This window comes from Paenibacillus sp. EC2-1, assembly GCF_049311625.1.
Classification (GTDB): domain Bacteria; phylum Bacillota; class Bacilli; order Paenibacillales; family Paenibacillaceae; genus Paenibacillus_AQ.
This window is the reverse complement of the sequence record NZ_CP186006.1, coordinates 1,137,196-1,157,805: the sequence shown is the minus strand read 5'-3', so window position 1 is coordinate 1,157,805 and position 20,610 is coordinate 1,137,196. Positions and strand designations below refer to the sequence as shown.

Annotated in this window: 23 protein-coding genes; 5 read left to right on the top strand and 18 right to left on the bottom strand. The window is 40.4% G+C overall.

All coding sequences use genetic code 11. The features are described 5' to 3' along the window. Positions 1–124: 124 nt before the first annotated feature. The 8 genes from ACK8P5_RS05475 to ACK8P5_RS05440 form a co-directional block, all read right to left on the bottom strand. Positions 125–460 (bottom strand): hypothetical protein, encoded by a 336-nt coding sequence (locus ACK8P5_RS05475; RefSeq protein ID WP_422659971.1) that lies wholly within the window; start codon positions 458–460, stop codon positions 125–127. Between the two features lie 94 nt (positions 461–554). Beyond that, the gene (locus ACK8P5_RS05470) at positions 555–989 is read right to left on the bottom strand and encodes a hypothetical protein (RefSeq protein WP_422659970.1); all 435 of its coding nucleotides are present in this window, start codon (positions 987–989) and stop codon (positions 555–557) included. Between the two features lie 66 nt (positions 990–1,055). Further along, positions 1,056–1,544: an NUDIX hydrolase gene (locus ACK8P5_RS05465; protein ID WP_422659969.1), complete on the bottom strand. Its 489-nt coding sequence runs from the start codon at positions 1,542–1,544 to the stop codon at positions 1,056–1,058. 144 nt (positions 1,545–1,688) lie between these two features. Beyond that, a complete protein-coding gene (locus ACK8P5_RS05460) occupies positions 1,689–2,156 on the bottom strand; it encodes a GNAT family N-acetyltransferase (RefSeq protein WP_422659968.1) in 468 nt (155 codons plus the stop codon). A 169-nt stretch (positions 2,157–2,325) separates the two neighbouring features. Continuing rightward, on the bottom strand, positions 2,326–2,856 hold the full coding sequence (locus tag ACK8P5_RS05455; protein ID WP_422659967.1) for a GNAT family N-acetyltransferase: 531 nt from the start codon (positions 2,854–2,856) through the stop codon (positions 2,326–2,328). Positions 2,857–2,971: 115 nt separating this feature from the next. Continuing rightward, positions 2,972–4,303 (bottom strand): serine hydrolase domain-containing protein, encoded by a 1,332-nt coding sequence (locus ACK8P5_RS05450; protein WP_422659966.1) that lies wholly within the window; start codon positions 4,301–4,303, stop codon positions 2,972–2,974. 51 nt (positions 4,304–4,354) lie between these two features. Beyond that, the gene (locus ACK8P5_RS05445; RefSeq protein WP_422659965.1) at positions 4,355–5,332 is read right to left on the bottom strand and encodes a phosphotransferase enzyme family protein; all 978 of its coding nucleotides are present in this window, start codon (positions 5,330–5,332) and stop codon (positions 4,355–4,357) included. Between the two features lie 41 nt (positions 5,333–5,373). After that, on the bottom strand, positions 5,374–5,973 hold the full coding sequence (locus ACK8P5_RS05440; protein WP_422659964.1) for a GNAT family N-acetyltransferase: 600 nt from the start codon (positions 5,971–5,973) through the stop codon (positions 5,374–5,376). 441 nt (positions 5,974–6,414) lie between these two features. Between ACK8P5_RS05440 and ACK8P5_RS05435 the strand changes: the two genes are divergently transcribed. Further along, on the top strand, positions 6,415–7,269 hold the full coding sequence (locus tag ACK8P5_RS05435; RefSeq protein ID WP_422659963.1) for an AraC family transcriptional regulator: 855 nt from the start codon (positions 6,415–6,417) through the stop codon (positions 7,267–7,269). 207 nt (positions 7,270–7,476) lie between these two features. Here the strand turns inward: ACK8P5_RS05435 and ACK8P5_RS05430 are convergent, their stop codons facing one another. Then, positions 7,477–7,890: a hypothetical protein gene (locus tag ACK8P5_RS05430; RefSeq protein ID WP_422659962.1), complete on the bottom strand. Its 414-nt coding sequence runs from the start codon at positions 7,888–7,890 to the stop codon at positions 7,477–7,479. A 416-nt stretch (positions 7,891–8,306) separates the two neighbouring features. On the opposite strand from ACK8P5_RS05430, the gene ACK8P5_RS05425 reads away from it, so the two are divergent. After that, a complete protein-coding gene (locus ACK8P5_RS05425; protein ID WP_422659961.1) occupies positions 8,307–9,545 on the top strand; it encodes an RNA polymerase sigma factor in 1,239 nt (412 codons plus the stop codon). Between the two features lie 127 nt (positions 9,546–9,672). Here the strand turns inward: ACK8P5_RS05425 and ACK8P5_RS05420 are convergent, their stop codons facing one another. The 5 genes from ACK8P5_RS05420 to ACK8P5_RS05400 all read right to left on the bottom strand — a co-directional run bounded on the left by ACK8P5_RS05420 (position 9,673) and on the right by ACK8P5_RS05400 (position 13,925). Next, a complete protein-coding gene (locus tag ACK8P5_RS05420) occupies positions 9,673–10,545 on the bottom strand; it encodes an AraC family transcriptional regulator (RefSeq protein ID WP_422659960.1) in 873 nt (290 codons plus the stop codon). 485 nt (positions 10,546–11,030) lie between these two features. Next, a complete protein-coding gene (locus tag ACK8P5_RS05415) occupies positions 11,031–11,549 on the bottom strand; it encodes a GNAT family N-acetyltransferase (RefSeq protein ID WP_422659959.1) in 519 nt (172 codons plus the stop codon). Positions 11,550–11,740: 191 nt separating this feature from the next. After that, positions 11,741–12,190 (bottom strand): hypothetical protein, encoded by a 450-nt coding sequence (locus ACK8P5_RS05410; RefSeq protein ID WP_422659958.1) that lies wholly within the window; start codon positions 12,188–12,190, stop codon positions 11,741–11,743. Positions 12,191–12,291: 101 nt separating this feature from the next. After that, positions 12,292–13,206, bottom strand: a complete 915-nt coding sequence (locus ACK8P5_RS05405) for a phosphotransferase (protein ID WP_422659957.1) — start codon at positions 13,204–13,206, stop codon at positions 12,292–12,294. A 29-nt stretch (positions 13,207–13,235) separates the two neighbouring features. Beyond that, positions 13,236–13,925 (bottom strand): class I SAM-dependent methyltransferase, encoded by a 690-nt coding sequence (locus tag ACK8P5_RS05400; RefSeq protein WP_422659956.1) that lies wholly within the window; start codon positions 13,923–13,925, stop codon positions 13,236–13,238. A gap of 166 nt (positions 13,926–14,091) precedes the next feature. On the opposite strand from ACK8P5_RS05400, the gene ACK8P5_RS05395 reads away from it, so the two are divergent. Next, a complete protein-coding gene (locus ACK8P5_RS05395) occupies positions 14,092–14,619 on the top strand; it encodes an RNA polymerase sigma factor (protein WP_422659955.1) in 528 nt (175 codons plus the stop codon). Beyond that, positions 14,616–15,770, top strand: coding sequence for a DUF4179 domain-containing protein (locus ACK8P5_RS05390; RefSeq protein ID WP_422659954.1), 1,155 nt, complete (start codon positions 14,616–14,618; stop codon positions 15,768–15,770). Before ACK8P5_RS05395 ends, ACK8P5_RS05390 begins: the two co-directional genes overlap by 4 nt. A 193-nt stretch (positions 15,771–15,963) precedes the next feature. Here ACK8P5_RS05390 and ACK8P5_RS05385 read toward each other — a convergent pair whose 3' ends face one another. Beyond that, positions 15,964–16,278 carry a hypothetical protein gene (locus tag ACK8P5_RS05385; protein WP_422659953.1) on the bottom strand — a complete coding sequence of 105 codons (315 nt, stop codon included), beginning with the start codon at positions 16,276–16,278 and terminating at the stop codon, positions 15,964–15,966. A 14-nt stretch (positions 16,279–16,292) separates the two neighbouring features. After that, a complete protein-coding gene (locus ACK8P5_RS05380) occupies positions 16,293–16,778 on the bottom strand; it encodes a DinB family protein (RefSeq protein ID WP_422659952.1) in 486 nt (161 codons plus the stop codon). Between the two features lie 144 nt (positions 16,779–16,922). Here ACK8P5_RS05380 and ACK8P5_RS05375 point away from each other — a divergent pair, with 144 nt between their 5' ends. Beyond that, positions 16,923–17,870 (top strand): helix-turn-helix transcriptional regulator, encoded by a 948-nt coding sequence (locus tag ACK8P5_RS05375; RefSeq protein WP_422659951.1) that lies wholly within the window; start codon positions 16,923–16,925, stop codon positions 17,868–17,870. 150 nt (positions 17,871–18,020) lie between these two features. Here the strand turns inward: ACK8P5_RS05375 and ACK8P5_RS05370 are convergent, their stop codons facing one another. After that, positions 18,021–18,917 carry a putative RNA methyltransferase gene (locus tag ACK8P5_RS05370; protein WP_422659950.1) on the bottom strand — a complete coding sequence of 299 codons (897 nt, stop codon included), beginning with the start codon at positions 18,915–18,917 and terminating at the stop codon, positions 18,021–18,023. A 76-nt stretch (positions 18,918–18,993) separates the two neighbouring features. Beyond that, positions 18,994–20,487, bottom strand: a complete 1,494-nt coding sequence (locus ACK8P5_RS05365; RefSeq protein ID WP_422659949.1) for an arylsulfatase — start codon at positions 20,485–20,487, stop codon at positions 18,994–18,996. Between the last annotated feature and the right edge of the window lie 123 nt (positions 20,488–20,610).

Here is a 20,610-nt window from a genome sequence, read left to right as displayed (position 1 = left end):
TGCCCGTTAGCTGAAAAGGCAGCCGATGACCTCGGCTGCCTTTTGTCATAGTGCTTTCATGTCCCGTTAGTGCAATCAATTATTAAGAAGAACCTTCGTTGTCGGTACTGTAATTTCACTGACGTTACCTTCCTGAGTCGGTGCCACTAAACGAAGTAAATGCAAACAACATCGTTATTAACAATATAATCGTAACCAATGCTAAGGTTCTCCCTAATTTTGCGCCCAAGTCATTTTTGAATTTATAACCTAAAATCAATGCTAATATATAGAATATAAGTGAATAAATTATTGTATAATGCAAACCTGTGTCACCGTTTGACCAAGGATTCAACCCTAAATATCTTAAAATACTATCTCCGAAGGACACTCGATTACCGAATGAAATAGAAAATAATATTCCGAATATAAAAAGAAATAATGAAATCGAACCTAACCCAATTTTCTTATCTTGTTTCAATATAAAAAGCCCCCGTTCAAAACTCTTTATTACACTTACACCAATTCGATAGTCTATTAAAGTCCCCTTCTTATTCAGTATCCTGCCTGGTACTTTAATGCTCTTGGGACACCTTTAGAAAGAGTACTGCTTCATGTTTATAGTTATCAGGGTTGTTTTCATTAAGCCACAAAGGCTCATCTGTTCTTAATTGATAAAAACGAACTACAGCTTCCGAACCATCAACATCACAACTCACTACAATGATAAATGATTTCTCTGGATATTTATTGATCAATGATTTTTTCCACTCGTAGATAATATCAAGTGCAATCGAGAGATTTTTCAAGTGCAAGTGATTTATTGATGCTTCACATTCAGTCCTATCAGAATAATATGTCTTATCCAAACTCATGGGAAGATTACGAACAAAACTGCTGATTAAAATGGAGTCATTCCATTCAACAAAGTGAGTGTACTCATCGTCTACAATTGTCCCTGAAGGACTGGTCCTCAATAGCAACTCGGCCATTGCTTTATTAGTTTTCATCGTAACCTCCAGGAATCTGTGCTTTGTCTACTATAGTGTCCCGTTAGTTCAACAACGAGAAATAATTTATTTCGATATGCTTGTTTGGTGTTTGATTAAGAACTCGGGGTTCGTTACATACTCCATGTAGTTTACAACTCCGTTAAACTCCAAATAAGCCTGATAGCGAGTACGAATAGCTGGATGTGTAATAAAACCAAGAACTCTATCTTTTTCCACCCAGCGACTATCCGTTGTTTCTTCTGAAACAGCTAATTCCCCACCAATAGGTTTACATACAAAATCAAACACAATTTGCGTAGGAACATCCGTCACGCCATCATACCATTTAAATATCCCTGTATTCGAATAGACACCAACTAAATAGCTAACTGTGGTGTCTATTCCGCTTTCTTCTTTAATTTCACGAACCAAAGCATCCATTAGATTTTCCCCAACTTCCACTTGTCCACCAGGGTAAACCCAACCACCGTCACGAGTCTTTACTAAAAGGATATTTCCTTTCATATCTTCCACAAATCCACCTGCAGCTACGATGTGCGTTGGAAATGGCATATTACGACCTCCTTATGTAACAAAGAAATTCATTCCAATCCCTCTTTGTACTTCCTGAACTCTAGTTGAGTAAAGACAACCGATTATACTGACCTATTGCCTTCTTGTCTTTATTGAAATATCGTGTCCCGTTAGTTCAATACGCTATAGGACAAACTCAGCATATACTTCACCAGAAGGATGGGTATTCCCAGGTTCAACAAAACCTAGTGATGAATATAAATTTTTCGCAACTAGGTTTTCTGGATTATATGTAAGTTCAACGACCCTCGCTTCTCCAAAAGGAGATGCCTTAGAAAATTCTATAGCTTTTAACATCGCTTCTTTGCCATACCCTTTACCCTGATATCGCTCATCAATCATGATTTTAAAAACTCCATAACTGCTGTAAGCAAAATTTCCATTTCCATCGTCATAATACATACTTATAAAGCCGATCATCTTCTCGTTTTTATAAATCGCAAAAGTAATAATGACCTGTCCCTCTTTTGAAGCAATATAAGCTTCTGCGAGAGCATGTTGATTAGAGGAAATAAAGCGTTTTTGTTCCTCTGTAACTTGCAGCTCAATACATTCAATAAAGTTGTCCCAAGTTATTTCTCTAAATTCCACTAACCAGTCTCCCCCCAGAAATTCTACTCTAATTATAAATAATAATTCTGTAGATATTGGAACTATCCTGCCCGTTAATGAGCAGATTTCCAATTATGCAAACAAGCGATGGATCGGATCCACCGCTGTGCTCGTTACCCGTTTTTTCTTAAGAATGGGTAAGATGTACTTATAAAAATCTAGATAATTCAATTTGCCCATAACTGTTTTCTGAATACTCTTTATCCCCGTATATTCCACTAATGTTTTCGAAACCCATCCTAATCCAGAATCTCAAGGCAGACCAATTCTTTAAAGCCACATTTATTCGAATTTGTTCAAATTCCCTTGATTCTATTATCAATTGATTAATGATTTCTTGTCCATATCCTTGTTTCTTAAATTGGTCTCCAATACATATAGAGGAAATATATATAACATTATCACTTGGATATCCATGGTATGTCCCTAATACCCCGATCAATTCTTGCCCACTATTCGCTTTAACGGTTTGTATTCTATAATTTTCTTTTTTGCCTTCTGGTGGCAAGTCCCCATTAGAATAGCAATGATTAATAAAATCCGGGTCAGGATCACGCCCTTCCCAAGCGATTGAATGCAAACTGGTTTCATAGAGTTCCTGGACTACCTCAATTTCTTCATACATTAAATCCTCTATGATCAATCTTGGTGATTTCCATTGCGAGTTTAAAGTTTTCAAAACCCAACACTCCTGCTCCTATTGAATCGATCTTCGTAGTAAATTCTATAAGAACACTGATTTAACCTGCCCGTCACTTCAACAAACGCCCCCCGTTTAGCTTAATTTAAAGAACCTACTCTTTCACCTGGAGCTCCTGTAACCTGCTAGAAATTGATTTGTTGTCAGGGTATATTGCAGCTGCACAGGTCAGAATGCGGAAAGCTTCCTCTTTGTGACCATTCCACGTTAATGCTTCCGTAATGCGCATAAATTCAAAATCCACTAGATAATACTCGTCTTGTTCCATTCTATTGATACGGTGGTACTCTTCTATCGCCTTCTCAACTCCAATAGATACAGCTAAATCTGCAACTATGTGTGCCATGGATTTCTTGATTCGGTGAATGTTCGAGCCGAGCAATAGATCAAGTATTGGATAGGTTACACTACCCAGCCAGACGTAGTCACAATTGGTCATCACAGAAATCGCGATTTTTTCCTCGGGAATCAGAATGAGATCACTCAGAAATCCAGTATCCCATCCGGAATGTGAGACGATCTTGGACCCTTTATATTCTCCCAAAAACCAGCCTAGACCGATCTGTGCATTTTCTTGTCCATATCCAGTAGCTGCATGAGGCTTCCACATCTCATCATAGCTCCCGGACTGCAAGGTATTATATCCATTCTTTGCAATTCCCTGGTTAAGATGCATCAGCATATATTGGCTCATGTCTTTAACATTGGTATATAAAGTAGAACTAGGTCCATGAGCTCTGTGATACGGAAAAACATCGCTGATATAGCCGCCATATCCATTGGAAGTTTTGAGAACATGAGGTGCAGAAAGATGAGCTTCCACCTCTTGTTTCAAAAAGGAACTTGACTGCATGCCTGCCGGTTCCAGAATATTCTTTTTCATATACTGCTCGAAGCTCATTCCGCTAACTTTGGCTATGATGTCTCCCAATATCTCGTAAGCTATATTACTATATGCAAACTTAAAACCAGGCTCGCTCAAAAGTTTGTGGTGACTGTTACTTTTGACATATCTTTCGAGACTTAGTTCATCATATTCGGGTCGATCCCAGGCATAATCATCTTCATCTGGTATGCCCGATGTATGGTTCAAAAGCTGCCTTATCGTAATAAGTAGATACCGCTCATCCTCCAACTTAAAGTACGGAAGGTATTTCGTGACAGGTGAATCCAAATCTACCTTTCCATTCTCAACTAATTGCATTATGGCAGTAACAACAAATGTTTTTGAGACGGAGGCTTGGTGAAACAACGTACTACGATCAACCGGATCACCAGTCGATAGATTGGCTTTTCCATATTCACCATTGAAGATTATATTGTTATCCTTCACTATACCAACGGCTAATGCCGGAAAAGGTCCATTTTCAAAAAAATCGGTTAATATGTCGTGCAACAGACTCTCAGCTTTCTGATATTTGTACATTTTGTCCCCCCTGTTCTATAGCAACAACATTAACAAGCTGCTTTAAAAATTCTACAGTCGTGAAAAATCCACATCTATATATGGTGTGTTATTTAGTAAGTTGGAATAATAGAAGCGTCGAGCTTGTTCATCCCATTCACTCCAATCAGGAGCATTAAAATCTCTGCTTCTATATAACGCTGATAAAACTCTGGCTTGTCTTAAATCTATAAATAAAGGTATATTCTTCAAGCATACTGGACTAATCTTATTTTCTTTACAATAGCCGTTCAAGAAGTTGGAGAAAAATCGTTTTGTAATCTCCTTCCTTGCCTCTCCATCCACAACCCAAGGGATCGGTATTTCGTAAAATAATGGTGTAGCTATATCAGATACAAACCAGCTATATTCCGCCTCGTCAAAATCGATAATATGAGCTTTCTCTCCATCGTTTAGATAATTGCCACAGCTAATATCCCCATGAATAAGTCCGTATGTATCTTTATCCTTAGTAAGAGAGTTAACCTCCCCGATAATACGGTCAAAACTGTTATGTAATTCTGAAGGACAATATTTTTTAAATGATGCTAGTAAGGCATTATCACTCCATTCATAACGTAAGTTTTTTGGAGTATAGTGATATGAAGATTTGTGAATCTTCCCAACAAATCGACCTATATTCTCATAAAAAATATTGCTCTCTTCTGCAATTTTTGCATTTCTGCCTGAGACCTTCTCAAAGGCAGTCACAATGAAAGCACCATCAATTATATGGAGAAAATCACCTGATAAAGACTGAATCGGTTTGGCTACTTTAACACAGGACTCTGCCAAAAACATGATAAAGTCTAATTCCCCCTTCGTTAACGATTCATCCCGATGTGTGATATGAGCAATTCTTAAAATAACTTCATGATCTCCGACCACCCCAGAATAAACGAAGTTTTGAAACCCATTCAATTCAATCATTGAATCTTCGCGTATCCCGTAATGTTCCGCTGCTTGTCTCAATATATCTTTATTGAATAGCTGTTTAATTTTCTTATCCATATTATTCTTAGATCACACTCCAAAGGTAGATTGATATGATTCTAATTCAAATCAAGTGAAGTGATTGCTGTAGGGCTAGTGATGAATCGAAAAACTAGCTTCTCTCCATCTTCAGAATGATAACCAAGCTCTTCGGAGTAATTCCCGTTCGTGCATGCGTTAAGTGTCCTGCGCCAGAAACGTTTCGCACGTTCATTACGTTCAGTAGGATTAGTTTGCACTTCCCATTGACCTGGCATCTTATTAATAATCTGCCGCACGGCTTCTTCTCCAACGCCCTTTCCTCGATAACTGCGTAATAGGAAGAACTCATTCATGTAATAATCGATATAATCAGGACATGTTACGAATGGGGCTGTCGCCACAAAAGCAAGACCTGCAGGTATATCATTCACTGTGATCAGAAACGGGAATAGCACGTTCGGGTGTTCCCACCAGATATCAAATACACGATTCTGTTCAGCCAAGGTTCGTGTGTCATCATTCTCAAACACCCCATAGCGATTGATCTGGTGTTCCCACACCTCAGACAAATCATGCAGATAAAGAGGATAAATATTATTGATAATAAACTTCTCCTCCACATCGCACAGTTTAACGGCAACTTTTAACTTATTTACTTCATGCTTAGTGCTGTCCATTACGCAACTCCTCCACTTTCGATACTCTCAATCAACGTACATCAGTGATGTTCAATTCTTCTTCCTAGCGTCAGTATATAGTGAACACTTGCACCCTTTATAGGCAGAGTTTTGCTCTATTCATTTTTTGCATAACAAAAGGCTCGTGTTGGACAAAACCCAACATGGGCCTTTTGTTATGCGTTCGTTCTATAAAGAATCTTCTTATATCTATTATGGAATTGACAGTAGGAACTTACGAGTTGATCCTTTTTTCTTCCTTTTTAGGAAGTGAGGATATTTAAAATTGCACTCCCTTAGTTCAGTATCTAAGTAGATTTCAGTTGATAATCCAAAATAGAGGATTTACTAATACACTCTCGAACATGATCTTTCGGTGCATGGATTGCAAGGTTTCAAGTTTCTTTATTTCCTATAATTGTTCTTGAAAGGATGAGTTGTATGGACTGGTTGGATCGCATGAATAGCGCAATGGAATATCTAGAAACACACCTGTCTGAAACAATCGATTACGACCAAATAGCTAGAATTGCCTGTTGTTCAACCTACCATTTCCAGCGGATGTTTTCGTTCATAGCAAGTGTGCCACTTTCAGAGTATATTAGGCGTAGACGCCTTACTCTTGCCGCATTCGAACTACAAAACAGTGATGTAAAGGTTATCGATATCGCTTTGAATTATGGTTACGAATCTCCAGAGGCATTTTCTAGAGCGTTTAAAAAAATGCACGGTGTGATGCCCAAATCAGCGCGTGAGAAAGGCATCACACTAAAAGCCTATCCTCGGTTATCCTTTCATATTTCGATACGAGGAGATGTGGAAATGAATTACAGAATCGAAGAAAAAGAAGCTTTTGAAGTGTTTGGTGTATCCAAAGTAATCAGTACAGACGGGTTTGTTGAAATACCTGCTTTTTGGAATAAGTGTGTCTCTGATGGAACCGTTGATAGAATCCGTGCTGCTGCGAACTTAAATGAAAATGACCAAATTCATGGAGTAAATTACAACAAAGGCAAGAATTATTCCTACATGATCGGTTATTTTATACCCCAGAGCGGACTCCCGAGTGGGTTTGAAAAACTTCATATCGCACCTCAAACCTACGCAATCTTCACAACTGGCATCAACCCAGACGGACAAAGCGGCATTCTTGAATTATGGAAACGTATTTGGGAGGAATGGTTTCCAACCTGTAATTACGAGCTCGTAAATGCCCCCGAGTTTGAAATGGTTTACGATAGAGGAAACAACATGTATGAAACTGAAATTTGGATCCCTATCGTTAAAAAAACTTAGATCTTAGAACACTGGAAGCAACACGAGTGCATACTACTACGTGTTGCTTTTTTATTTTACATTAGACTATCCTGCCCTTTAATTGAAATAAAGCCATCCGATCACCTTTGACCGGATGGCTTCTTGTCTTTTATTGAGCTATCGTGTCCCGTTAGCTGAATGATAACTAACGCTTCATTCATTTTGGACAAAAGTGAATTCAAACTTTTAATGTAAATTAATGAATCTATCGTATAATCCATCTTGTATTTCCTTAATCTTGATACCCATTTCACCTTCTTCTTCAATTCCCCTTATGTCAAATAAGTGTTGTAAGTTTGGAGTCAGTGCCACACAAGAAAATCCCCAGTCTTCATTTTGAAGCACATTTTTAAGTTGAATTTCGGACCTAATATAAGGGTAATACGAGATTACATTATTCGGTTTTTTGATTTGAATTATTTCGTCCATTATTGTAAACCGATTATTTTTTAGAAAGTCATCAATATCTTCTTCATAATAAGCTTCTAGAAAAATCAATACAATTTTGGCTTGTATTAGTTTACCCAATACATAAAGAGGGTCATAGTTCAAAAGTTTGTAGTACGGAGCCTCTATTTTTACTTTTTGTAATTGTCTCATAATGTTGTACCCTCAATCATCTTGAATTTATTAATACTACCTGCAAAGAAGTTAATCATAACACACCATTCGGATTTCCAGGTTTTCCTGACCATAAGTTTTACATCAGCACACTGTTGTCACCACTCAATCCTGCCCGTTAGTTGATAAAACTGCAACCGTTAGCCTTCTACCGCTGTATCATAACTTAGCTAAAGTATCTCCGTTAGTGCATTCACTCCCTAATCATGTTCTTCAAATTTCATGATTAACTCCTGTTACCTTTTCATTGTTTTCGTTTTGTCACTGGTCTTGTTATCATTTATCCGTTTGATGAAGGATGGCATCATGAAAAGTTATTTATTTTTAAAAATGATGTGGCTTTTTACCTCCCTTCGGTGTCTAATGAATTGTAAGTTCTGGAGGAGGTATCACTAGTGTCACGAGCTCAAGACAAAACGAAAATTCCTGTTCTTCCGGAGGAGCAGGAAAACATTCAGCATTTCGAAGAAATTTATAATCAATATCAGGAGAGAATTCGAAAATATATTGCAGTAAAAACAAATTCAGCAGTTGCTGATGACTTAACTCAACAAGCTTTTTTAAAAGCAATGGAAAACTTTCATTTGTTTAAGCATAACTCCAGTATATTTACTTGGCTATTCAAAATTGCGCAGAATATCGTGAAAAATGAGTATCGCAAGACGTCACGAAATAAAGAAATAGTGCACGAAGTTATCGATTTTCAGTCCCAATCGATTTCCCTCGATATCGTTAAAGATGTTGATATTCGCCTTGATATTAGTGCTGCATTAGCCCAATTGAATGAGTTAGATCAGCAAATCATATCATTGCGGTTTTTCGTCGACTGCACTCTATTGGACATATCCAAAATCATAGGGATGCCTGAAAGCGCTGTTAAGAATAGACTTTACCGCGCATTGAAAAAACTAAAAATTGCATTAAAAGAATGGGGTGACATTACAATCATGTCTATCAAAGAATTGATATCGATTGTGGATAAGAACGAGTCTTCCACCAAGAATGATGGTATGAATAAGGTATACCACGACTTATTTGAGGAATTAAAATCTAATGTAGAGCGAATTTTAGCAACCTATCGTCATCGACCATCTCAGAAAATTACTATCGAAATCTATCCGGATCTGTCGACTTTTCACCAAGCAGTAGGCGAACCGGATGCGCCTGACTGGTTCATGGGTACCTACGAACACAACAAAATAAGAATCGTATCCCCACTGAACCCAGGCCCTGAACATACGTACCAATCGATACTACGACACACGATAAGTTTGTTTACGATGTGGTTAGTGACTGATATTAATCCGTCGGCACCGAAATGGCTTACACATGGGCTTGGCGGACATGAAGCCAAACAAATGTCGCAAGAATATATCAAACACAGCACCTCCGAATCGATTCAAAATGAGGCCGTCCCTAGCTTTCAAGCACTAACTAACGATACGTGGGAATTCGAGAAGATAGGGGGATATGGATTCTCATATTTGATCGTTGAATTTCTCCTCCATTCTTACAGTTCAGATGAGCTTAACAAATTCATACGCGATGCCACTGATTTTCAAGGCGCATTTCAGGTATCGGAAGCTGAGCTACACGCGATGTGGGTGCAATATTTAAAGTCCAGGATATGTTAAACTTTAATAATGATATTTGACCATGACAAAACCACCTTCTAAAAGGTGGTTTTGTCATGGTCTCCCTAGCTCAACAGTACACTATTGATTGTCTATCTAGTGTCGCCTTATAACCCCTAAGCCATCACTACTTTTTACTAACCGGAATCCATACCTCACAGATTGAATCTTTATGCTTATCATCAACCCAGTAATACTTCTCTATGCATGGCCCTTCTACTTGTTCAAAACTCACCGAGGGGAACCATTCCGTGTAAATACGTTTCCAGATATTTAGAATACCCAATCCGATTTCTACATCATCCGGAATCGTCTCGCGACTATCGAATACTGCATAAGTTTGAGTAGGAACATAAAGGACAGTAAATTCATCTGGAACTTGTTTTCCTTCCGGCAGTTCGGCTCCCAACAAATAGCGTTTTGACCCATCCTCGTCAAAGTCGAAATGATAACCGTACAGCAGTGATCCAACGGGTCTCCCTACCAACTCGTTAATCTGATCATGAATACCATTCCTCCAAATTTTCTCCACGAACACGGGTATCTCTTTGTAAGCATCCTTATGGATAATAACGCTCTTACCAATTACTGTTGATTCCATTTCCTCCACGATTCGATAATTCATCTCGGTTTCCCCTTTAATCTGAATTTGAAAGGAGATTCGAGGAAATGCTTTAAGTTTCACATTCATTTTCTTAGCCGCTAGAGGTGTTACCCCATGCATCCGCTGAAAAGCTTTCGTAAATGCCGCCGGGCTGTCGTAACCGTACTTAAGAGCGACATCAATGACTTTACAATCCGTTCCCGCTAACTCCTGCGCCGCAAGCGTTAACCGCCTATTCCTCACGTACTGAGTCACGGTAACACCGGTTACAGCATGAAACATTCGCTGAAAATGATATTTTGAACTCATCGCTGACCTAGCAATGTCCTCAATCTCAATCGGCTGGAGCAGATGTTGTTCCACATAATCAATGGATTGGCGAAGCAGCTTAAGCATCTCCAGGATCTCTCATCTCCTTTCTCCTACAGTGTAAAAGAACCGTTAAATATCTTCTTGTCTAGAAATGCTTCATTTTGTCTAGAAATTCAAGTACAGCAACGAGAAATCTTATTACGTATCAAGTTAGCTTAATGTTGTACCTTATTCTAGTGAACATTCTTTTCCTTTTTCATTCGCAGTTTAATAACCGAGAGTACTAACAAAACAAGTCCCATAATTAAAAACAATAACCAACCCTCGTAAGAAATCAGAAGAATTAGTTCCCAAAGGTTTGATGGACCTGAATTGGGACCTGCGCTATATGGATAAGCAAAGACTACTGGTATTACACCAAAAAAAATCAATAGAGTGTTACTTTTTTAAAAGACATACCCAAGGACTCCATTTCACTGTTTTACATAACTGCACCACTAGCGGAAACTACGCTGCCCCGCGCATCAAACGCAAAGGACTAAGCGCGTAGATCCGTTGTTTATGCGCTTCTAACTCGTTCTTGAAAAACTTGATGACTTTATCCAGTATTTACAGATCCCATCATTCGTCTCACTTAATATTCCGTTATTTGACTCAATAACTTTCCGTGAAGCCATATTATCTTCATTACAAGTAAGTAATATTTTATCTATGTCTTTTTGATTCGCTTTTATTAATAATTCTCTTAATACCATCTTTCCATAGCTTTTTCTTCTTTCTGTAGGACGAATAATATATCCGATGTGACCACCATGTTCTAATAATTTCTCATTTAGATAATGTCTAAGCTTACCGTAGCCAATTAGACGATTCTCATCATAAAACCAATATATCGTTTGTGGTACTAAACCTTCAGATAAACCAATTCCCTTTGACATTTCATGATATCTTGTTAATTTATCATTAAACTCATTCAAATCATTAGAGAATAAACTGTTAACAAATCCATTTTGCCCTACACCAATTTCTTGAATCATATAATAGATATCTTCTGATTCCTCTAGTCCTAATTCCTTAATGTAAATCATCAATAAGCCCCCTCACAAAATAGGTTTAAGGTAATTTGACGAAGCCTCTTATTCATAATTCTTGAAAACAATTCCATATGTAGGGTATTCGCGAAAACTTTCAAACTATCCTGCCCTTTAGTTGAACAAAGGCAGCCGATCACAATGATCGGCTGCCTTCTTATTTTTTTAGCTTAATCGTAGAACATATCTTATGCCTTTTCTTCAAGAACCCAAGGAATATTACCTTCAAACTCTAATTGCACTGCAGGATTAGGGAAGCCATCGAGAAGTAAGCTGACTCCGTGCGTAAATCCGAATTTAATCCCACTAATCTCGACTAAGTTATTCGTTTCTAGATGACTTACTTTTTCGCTTGTTTTAATCCAACAATCAGGACCACTGATTATCCGTCCCTTTACATGATAAAAACCGCCATATAAATGTGAACCGTCCTCATTTTTACAATATTCCGAGACTTCGCCTTCTTTAGTTGGGTCTATGCCTAGACTTTGATAAAAAACTTTAACTGCATTAGGTAGCAGTTCAGTAGCTATTACATAATTTTTGCAGTAGATACAGTCACAGCCTTGGGTAATTTGATGGTATGCATGGTAAAAAGCTTTTGTTCCTTCAACATCAATTTTCGTGTTCCTCAACATAAAGCGGCATCAGAGAAGGCGAATCATACCTTATCGGCGACCTTTAAACGACAAAATGGTGCCGATAGCCACAGCCGCATAGCTGCAACGAAATAATGAGCCTAATCTGACAGTGCACGCATGATGTTGGATTTCGCCTCTGCCGCAATCGCTTCATTCCCGTCATCGACCGCTTGCATCAAGATCAGTACGGGGATGTATACCGCGATCAGCCGCGCCAGCAGCTTCGTTTCCTCGTCCGCTCCTCCGTAAGTTTCGAAAAACACGCCGCGAGCGTAAGGTGGTAAAAAGCTGTAAGCAACGCTCAAATCGCAAGCCGGATGGCCTACGCTCAGATCGCCCCAATCAATGATGCCAGAAACGATCCCATTCTCATTCACAAGCATATTTTTGAAATGAAGATCGCCATGTAGCAGTGCATTCACCGCCTCTACACGGTCCGTTTGCAGCCTGCTAATATACGTTTCGATCACACAGGACTCCTCCGGCGACAAGTGTTCAACCACCTTCGATAGAAAGCCCTCCAATTTCACTTTGCGCGATGCTATCTCCGTCAAGCTTCGATGATCTTGCTGAACTCCGCACTTCAGCGCCGCCTGCACCGGAAACTCATGCAATCTCCGCAAAAATTTCGCCAGTGTCTCTGCCGATAAAGCCCGGCGTTCTTCCGTCAAACCAATGGGGAAATTTCCTGGTACGTAGGCATAGCCAAGAAATGGTGCCGGGTATTCGTTACTTGCTTCGCCATAAAACAACGGTTTCGGATAGGGGATGGTCATATATGCCTCCAGCTTCGGTAGCAGCTTCCCTTCCATACGAATCGAGCCAACTGCAATCGTTCTTCTTGGAAACCGGAACGCGTACTCGTCACCGATGAGAAAAACCGTATTGTCCCAGCCCCAGCCCAATCGCTTCACTTGCTTCGATGACAGCTGAGGGAATTGTCTACCAATCAGCGTCCGCGCTTGCTCTTCGTTAACCTCCCACTCCGCATCCCATACATTCGTTCCTCCCATGAAACATCTGCCTCCTCGTTCCTAGCACCTTATAAATTCCTCCACCAAATCCCTGCACATTCTGGTATAGTTGACCATTGATTATCAATAATCTTCTCTACTAACTCTTCTCCAAAGAAAAACTCTGTGCATTTTCTTGCTTCTTCTACATTTTTAAATTTATAATCCATGCGGATCCATTTGTGATGGAAGCCATAATCCTCTTCAAGAGACTTATAATACTTCGTTAAAAATTCAGGCGGATTTGGGGTTTCCGTTCCTGTACCCATAGTCTCAAAAATGATTATCGTACCATTTGGCTTTAAAACACGATTAAGTTCTGACATAACAAGTTTCAGATTTTCATCCCATTTCTCATTCCCTGTATTGGCTATATAACTTATGCTCCAACCAGAAACCACCAAGTCAATTGATTGATCGGCAACAGGGAGGCTTTTGTGATCTGCCACAACAGTAGTCCAATTTTGAGACACTTCTTGTTTTGTTAACTTGTTTTCTAATAATTCCAGCATCGAAGAAGAAATATCTGTACATATCAGTGACATTGCATCTTTTGCAAGAACACTTGATAATCTACCAGACCCTGCCCCTAGATCAAGGATATTCAAATCCTTAAATGGACGTATCTCATTAATAACCCCAGATAGATCGGGTTGTTTACTAACCATGAATTCATATGTATCCGTTTGATTTTGATAAATCTGTTCATGCGTAGCCATCAATGATCAACCTCTTCTCATTTTTGTTTGTACAAGATTTTCTATTAACAGGGGGCAGTTCTTGAATACATTGGTTGTCCATGTAACCTTCTAGCTACCTACGCGATCTAATATATGTAACGTTACGAACAATATAAAACTTCTAGTCAAGAAAGCAGGTGAAGCATTGCATATAGATCCTAATATCATCAAAGCCAAAGCTGGGGACCCTGAAGCATTCATCCAGTTGATCCAAGAGATAGAGTTACCTTTATATAGAACCGCAAAGTCCATCGTCAATAAAGACGAAGATTGTGCAGATGCCCTGCAGGAGACGATGCTTAAAGCTTTTAAGTCCATTCATACACTCAAAGAGCCCGCATTTTTCAAAACGTGGATCTTCCGGATTCTGATTAATGAATGCAATACAATGGTCAAAAAAAACTCACGAGCCCTCCCTTATGGAGATCTTCCGGACGTCCCTTCCACTTCCAAGGATTATGAAAAAATCGAGTTATGGGATGCCGTTCAACAACTTGAGGAGAACCTACGGATTGTCATTCTCCTTCATTATTTACATGACATGCCGATCCGTCAAATATCCGACATTCTCGAAATTTCTACAGTAGCCGTGAAGACCCGGCTGCATCGCGCCCGCAAAAAGCTAAAACATTCCACTCAAATCAATCATGAAAAAGGAGTTACGACATGGTGAATACGAAGTTAGAAGAACAATTAAAGAACTGCCAAAGCTTACTTCCCGATCAGTTATCGGATATTACACGCTCCAAGCTGAATGAGACTTACCACATCATCAGAGAAACCGATAATTCCATTTCCCCCATTCAGAGAAAAATAAAGAAGACGAGAACTATTAATAAATGGTGGGTTTCCACTGTAGCCGCTGCCATCCTTGGAGTCACCATCATTGCTTCCGGGTTTGTATCTCCCGTAATGGCTGATGCACTCAAACAAATTCCGGTTCTGGGACAAATCTATTCATTATGGGGCGAAAAGAACTTAGATCCCGGTGTTCAACAATCCGAGGAATTCATCACAAACGTAAACCAAAGCGTGACCCATGGCAATGTGACGATGAATATTCCAACGTTGTTATTTGACGGCAACCGAATTCTTATGAACATAACCACTCCTGGAAACCGTCTGGCTTCGGAGCCCAACTCGCCGCCTTCCGATGCCAATAAAGGGGCGGTGGATACGTTAGAGGTTCTCTATGAAGGTCAAAATCTGAGCTCGGGTTACGAATACATGGATGGAGAGACTGCTTCGAGCATGATCGTTAATGTGAACAGCAGAATTAGCATAGACCAGACTATCCAATTCCCTGAGCATTTTGAATTGACTGTAAATGTAACGTTAAAGGGTTATGATGAACCATTCCAATTCGTTGTGCCTGTTACAAGATCAACTCCTATTACCGCACTAACTTCAGAGGAGACCAAGCATCACGATAACATTAACCTGCAGATCAGTAAGCTGGTAATCAGCCCAATCACAACGCAGTTATCCGTTGAATACAAAACCAAACCGGGCCAGAGCGTAGAAGAAATGCTCGCTTCTATCCCATCGAAATACAAGGGTGCTAACGGGGGCGTCATCGCTCTTGGGTTTGATATTGAGGATGAAAATGGCGTTCAACTGAAGCCTGTGGAAGGTCATCCCGTAAGTGAATCCTATAATATTCTCTATGAACCCTTCAAGACTCTACCGCGTACCGTAACCATCAAACCGTACTTAATTGTATCTCCGGGTGAAACCCCAGCTGGGGCTACAGGACTAGTAGAAGTAAAAAATATAGACAAGGAATATATCCCTGAGCTAGAGACTGTATTTTCGGTACAATAGTTCATCTGTAAAAAGGACCTTATTATCTAGAATTAAAAAGTATGCCAACTTACAAAAGACGGAGCCATAATTTAAAATGTCCTTTACAAAGGGTACACTTTAAATTGGCTTCGTCTTTTTGTTAAAACGTCTTTGATCTACTCCAACTATTCATCCTTGGGACACTATTTATCTCTAACTAGCTAAATGAATTTTATTGATTCTCCAACTCATCATAATATGATTTTGGATTTGAAATCTTATTATCTACGAAGAACTTAGCCGTACGCTTTAGACTATTAATATACATATCTTCTGTCATTCTGTTGATTCCATTGTATGTTGTTATATGTGCTATTTCTTCAAGACTTCCCCTTTGTTGTACTGTGTCATGCTTAACATCAATAACAACTTCCATTATTAATTCATCTTGGAATAGCACTCTTGCTGTAACTAATTTACTGTCTAAATCAACATTTGGGTAATCAAAAGTTATGCCTGTCGGTTCAATGCGAGAGTAACCCGTCAAAATTCAACACCTCTCTAGTACAGATCGAACATATTTATTTCATAGCCCAGCATCTTCATGTACGTGAACATTTGTGCTCGGTGATGCTGAGCATGGGTCACGATTTCAATCAACCACTTGGCTTGAACTGAACCGTGTTCTAGATAAAAGGGCTTGGTCGCCTTATGTAAAAATTGCTCTTCTGGGAGTTCTTCCATGTAACGCTTTACATCTTCCATACCCGATGTCATCCAGCGGACGAGTGCTTCATGGTCTGTATCTGCGTTGATTTCCCCTTCAAGCGTGCGGATGTCCGGCTCACCCTTCTCCTGTAGAATGAGTAGATCCACACTCGGTACAGAGACGAGATGCTGGACAAGTTCTTTTAGTGTCCTCATGTTCTCCGCAGGCTTGTACTCAAAGTGTTCTGGAGATATTTTGCGGATTAGGTTCGATGAAGTTCTTACAATATGCTCTAATTCCTCAAACAACAAATGCTTTACTTCATTAACAGCGCTCATACCATTCACTCCATTATTTTCAATTTGTTATCCCTTTTTCTGGGCTTATTCCTTATTCTAGTCTATAATAGTGACAACTATTGTCATCATTATGAAAATCAAAGTGAAGAGCAAGAAAATAATTGATTCTAGGGGTGAACGGGCATGTCTAAATCCAAAAGACTTATGGAACTGATGATGACCGTCAATCGGATGCGGAAGTTTACGGTCAAGGAACTTGCTAACCAATTCGAGGTATCCCCGAGAACCATACTAAGAGATCTACAAGAACTAAGTGAGCTAGGGGTTCCTCTCTATTCAGAAGTCGGGCCGCATGGCGGCTACCAGGTGCTAAATGAACGCATCCTCCCTCCGATCGCATTCAGCGAGGATGAGGCAGTTGCGATGTTTTTTGCCAGTCATGCCCTGCGCCACTACCTATTCATGCCATTTGATGAGGAATCTTCTTCAGCCCTGAGCAAATTTTACTATTATATGCCTGGCGATGTTCGCGATCGGATCGATCAGATTAAGAATCGTGTAGATATATCCATACCTATCCGTCAGCAAAAAGCGCTCTATTTAACCATACTGCTAGAAGCAGCCGTAGAACAGCGAATCCTTACGATTCAGTATGAATCCAAACAAGGTTACTCCGAGCGAAAAATCCAGCCTGTCGGCATTTATGCCAGCAACGGCTTCTGGTACTGTCCCGCTTACTGCTTCATACGAGAGGACTTTCGTCTGTTCCGCTGTGACCGAATTCAGTCCGCAGAATATGACACAAGCGGCATAACACCACTGGATCATCGGCATATTGACCTTGGCAATTGGGAGTCATTAACGAAGGAAAGACCCACGTATATTCCCCTCGTTGTAGAGCTTGGACGGGAAGGTGTACAGCGCTGTGAGAATGAACTGTGCCCGGTACCTAAGATACAATTGCGCCCAGATGGCACAGGAAGAATTGAACACAACATTCCGAGCACAGAGATTCAATACTTCGCGAAATTCTTCATTGGACTGGGGACAGAGGTAACGGTTGAAGAACCGCCGGAACTGATTCACCGTATGAAAGACATGTTATCTAAGATTATGGCCAAATATGAATGAATCATAATCGTAAGGCCAAATCCCACTCGTCTAATCCAAATAAAGAAATCGCCCTTAAAGTAACATGGATGTGATTGGCACAACCATCGAACAAGGGCGATTTCTTTTTATTTTGCTAAATCATACGTATTACGAGGAATCTACGAAAACTTATTTGTTCTTCTTCCGTCCAACCAAGATCGTAAAGTCACAGGTGATTTCATGAAGATTATGATCCAGAACCTGCTGAACCTGCTCTTCCGCTGCACTCCAAGATAACGGAGTCATATACACCAGGTGTTCAAGCTCGACTGGATTCAATGGAACGGAATAGCGAATCCGCTCTTGATCCAGCAATTCAAAACTACGATCAAACAATTGGATCGTCTGTTCATTTGAATACTCACGGCGGTCATCCTGTTCATAGAATACCGAACGTAATTCTTTTAAATATTCACTATCTGGAATAACCTTTATTAATACACCGTCATCTGCTAGAAGTCTATCAAATTCCGAATAATTAGAAGGCGAGAGTATATTCAGAATTACGTTAAAAGACTTGTCTGCAAACGGACACTTCGCCAGATCGGCAACACACCACAGATTAGAACTATCATTCTTTGCGGCCATTAAGACGCCTTCTTTGGAAATATCGATCCCGACTCCCAGTACATCCATTTGAATCTGGCGGCTTACCATCTCTCGTAAGGTCATTAGATGTGAGCCTTCTCCACTTCCGGCGTCCAGAAGGAATATTCTCTTATCCTCTGCAGGCTTTAGCGACCGCCCTATGATCTCACTTAACCGGGCTAGCATGGGTTCAAAAAAAGCAGCCTCATTCATCATTTTTCGGCCATCAAACATTCGTTTATCGTATTTGGTCTTGGATGGCGTCGTCAGCATATTAACATAGCCCTGCTTCGCTAGATCAAATCGATGGGCGTTCGTGCAGAGCAGGCTTTTCCCATCGTCTATCTTGATTTCACCATGACATACCGGACATCTAAACAACGATTCATTCTGTTCCATAAGCCGGGCACTCGCTAACAGCTTCCCACTTTTGGTCATATGTAAATCCACTCCTCAAGTTGGAAATGTTACGGATTATCCGCTTTCGGCTATCATACCATAACGTCCATTTCTTTTACGACTGATTCAAGAGATGACTCAGGCAGGCTAGTGGCTTTCGCCCCGTTATTAATGCTGTCCCATCTGAGTATCCTTCTTCTCTTCCATTCAGCTCCTGAACGAGAATATCTCTCCACTTCGCAAGTTCTGTGGCCATCGATGGAGATGGTGCCAAATCCGTCAATTCCTGCGGATCATCCGTCAGATTAAACAATTGTTCGCGGCCGGACTGTGTGAACCATATGTACTTCATTTGTCCGTCCGTGATGTATTGATTAGAGAGATTTCCTAAAGAATGTTCGCCATGGAGATATTCTCTCCACTGCGTCTCTTCCCCCCTACACAAAGGTAATACGCTAGAGCCATCTACAGAATCCGGAATGGGTACACCAGCAGCCTCAAGAAGGGTCGGCATAATATCTCGCATTTCCACGACTTGATCCACTTGCTTGCCTCGTTTCAAAGATAGATGGTTTCCGGGATCGTAGACCATGAATGGAACCTTAGCACTTCCTTCATACGGCAGCGATTTTCGGAATAAATGATGATCCCCCATCATCTCCCCGTGATCTGAGGTAAACAGAATAATGGTATTGTTCAGCACACCTTGCTCGAATAGAGCATTCATGAGCCTTCCAATCTGATCATCGAGATGTGTAATTAATGCATAATAAGCAGCCAATGCTCGCTGTAGACGTCTACCTTTTAACTTGCCGAAGGCAGTCTCGGGGCTCGTGTCCCCATTCATTGCAGCCACTTCATCTACCCAATCTCCGACAGGAGGAAGTGGTATATCCAGATCCTTATACATATCAAAGTATACTTGTGGTGGATCAAAGGGCGGATGCGGCCTAACGAAAGAAGACCATAGGAAAAACGGCTTGGATGGATCACGACGACGTAGAAAATCGATCGACTCACTTACGGCCCAATTGGTCGGATGATATTTCTCCTCCATATGCCATGGTCTTGCGACGGTAGATGCATTACAGTCCAATCCGTGATCGATCAGATCCTGATCCGCTCCAGCTTGGCTTCGCAGCCAGTGCAAGTAGTCGTCACATTGATCGAAGTGTTCCGATGCCTTCACACGACTCTTGTCACGGTTGTAATGCATGTAGCCATCATGCAGCACTACGTTATGAAATCCGCATAAATTGCGGGTAGGATATACATGCATTTTACCTATGCATTGGGTATGGTATCCCGCTGCCGCGAGTTCCCCAGGAAGTGTATGAGGGTATTTCCAAGGCACCTGATCCATGTACCCCACGCGTCCATGGGATTGCTGGCTCATTCCCGTAAAGATAGAAGCCCGTGCTGGTAAACAGCTTGGGGTAGCGGAATAAGCATTTTTGAAATAGACTCCACTGTTCGCTAATCTGTCCAGGTTCGGTGTCTCCACAATGGGATGCCCTGCTGCACTTAAGCAATCTGCACGCATTTGGTCAACCGTAATCAGCAGCAGATTCGGTCTTTCTTGTTGTTTCAATCCAATCCCTCTTTTCATGACTTTAGTTGTTATGATTAACTTCTCTGTGTTTCCGTTAATTCCTGTCGGAGATTTTGAAACTAACTTATCGTTCTCACTTCCGCTAAATCGTCGAACCGAATCTAAGGTACCTGAATAGGC

Excerpts from the sequence above, each read along its gene's own strand:
- ACK8P5_RS05405 (WP_422659957.1), bottom strand. The coding sequence starts at position 13,206 with ATGGGAGGAACGAATGTATGGGATGCGGAGTGGGAGGTTAACGAAGAG.
- ACK8P5_RS05470 (WP_422659970.1), bottom strand. The coding sequence starts at position 989 with ATGAAAACTAATAAAGCAATGGCCGAGTTGCTATTGAGGACCAGTCCT.
- ACK8P5_RS05435 (WP_422659963.1), top strand. The coding sequence starts at position 6,415 with ATGGACTGGTTGGATCGCATGAATAGCGCAATGGAATATCTAGAAACA.
- ACK8P5_RS05430 (WP_422659962.1), bottom strand. The coding sequence starts at position 7,890 with ATGAGACAATTACAAAAAGTAAAAATAGAGGCTCCGTACTACAAACTT.
- ACK8P5_RS05400 (WP_422659956.1), bottom strand. The coding sequence starts at position 13,925 with ATGGCTACGCATGAACAGATTTATCAAAATCAAACGGATACATATGAA.
- ACK8P5_RS05410 (WP_422659958.1), bottom strand. The coding sequence starts at position 12,190 with ATGTTGAGGAACACGAAAATTGATGTTGAAGGAACAAAAGCTTTTTAC.
- ACK8P5_RS05380 (WP_422659952.1), bottom strand. The coding sequence starts at position 16,778 with ATGAGCGCTGTTAATGAAGTAAAGCATTTGTTGTTTGAGGAATTAGAG.
- ACK8P5_RS05445 (WP_422659965.1), bottom strand. The coding sequence starts at position 5,332 with ATGGATAAGAAAATTAAACAGCTATTCAATAAAGATATATTGAGACAA.
- ACK8P5_RS05370 (WP_422659950.1), bottom strand. The coding sequence starts at position 18,917 with ATGACCAAAAGTGGGAAGCTGTTAGCGAGTGCCCGGCTTATGGAACAG.
- ACK8P5_RS05465 (WP_422659969.1), bottom strand. The coding sequence starts at position 1,544 with ATGCCATTTCCAACGCACATCGTAGCTGCAGGTGGATTTGTGGAAGAT.
- ACK8P5_RS05450 (WP_422659966.1), bottom strand. The coding sequence starts at position 4,303 with ATGTACAAATATCAGAAAGCTGAGAGTCTGTTGCACGACATATTAACC.
- ACK8P5_RS05440 (WP_422659964.1), bottom strand. The coding sequence starts at position 5,973 with ATGGACAGCACTAAGCATGAAGTAAATAAGTTAAAAGTTGCCGTTAAA.
- ACK8P5_RS05365 (WP_422659949.1), bottom strand. The coding sequence starts at position 20,487 with ATGAAAAGAGGGATTGGATTGAAACAACAAGAAAGACCGAATCTGCTG.
- ACK8P5_RS05420 (WP_422659960.1), bottom strand. The coding sequence starts at position 10,545 with ATGCTTAAGCTGCTTCGCCAATCCATTGATTATGTGGAACAACATCTG.
- ACK8P5_RS05415 (WP_422659959.1), bottom strand. The coding sequence starts at position 11,549 with ATGATTTACATTAAGGAATTAGGACTAGAGGAATCAGAAGATATCTAT.
- ACK8P5_RS05375 (WP_422659951.1), top strand. The coding sequence starts at position 16,923 with ATGTCTAAATCCAAAAGACTTATGGAACTGATGATGACCGTCAATCGG.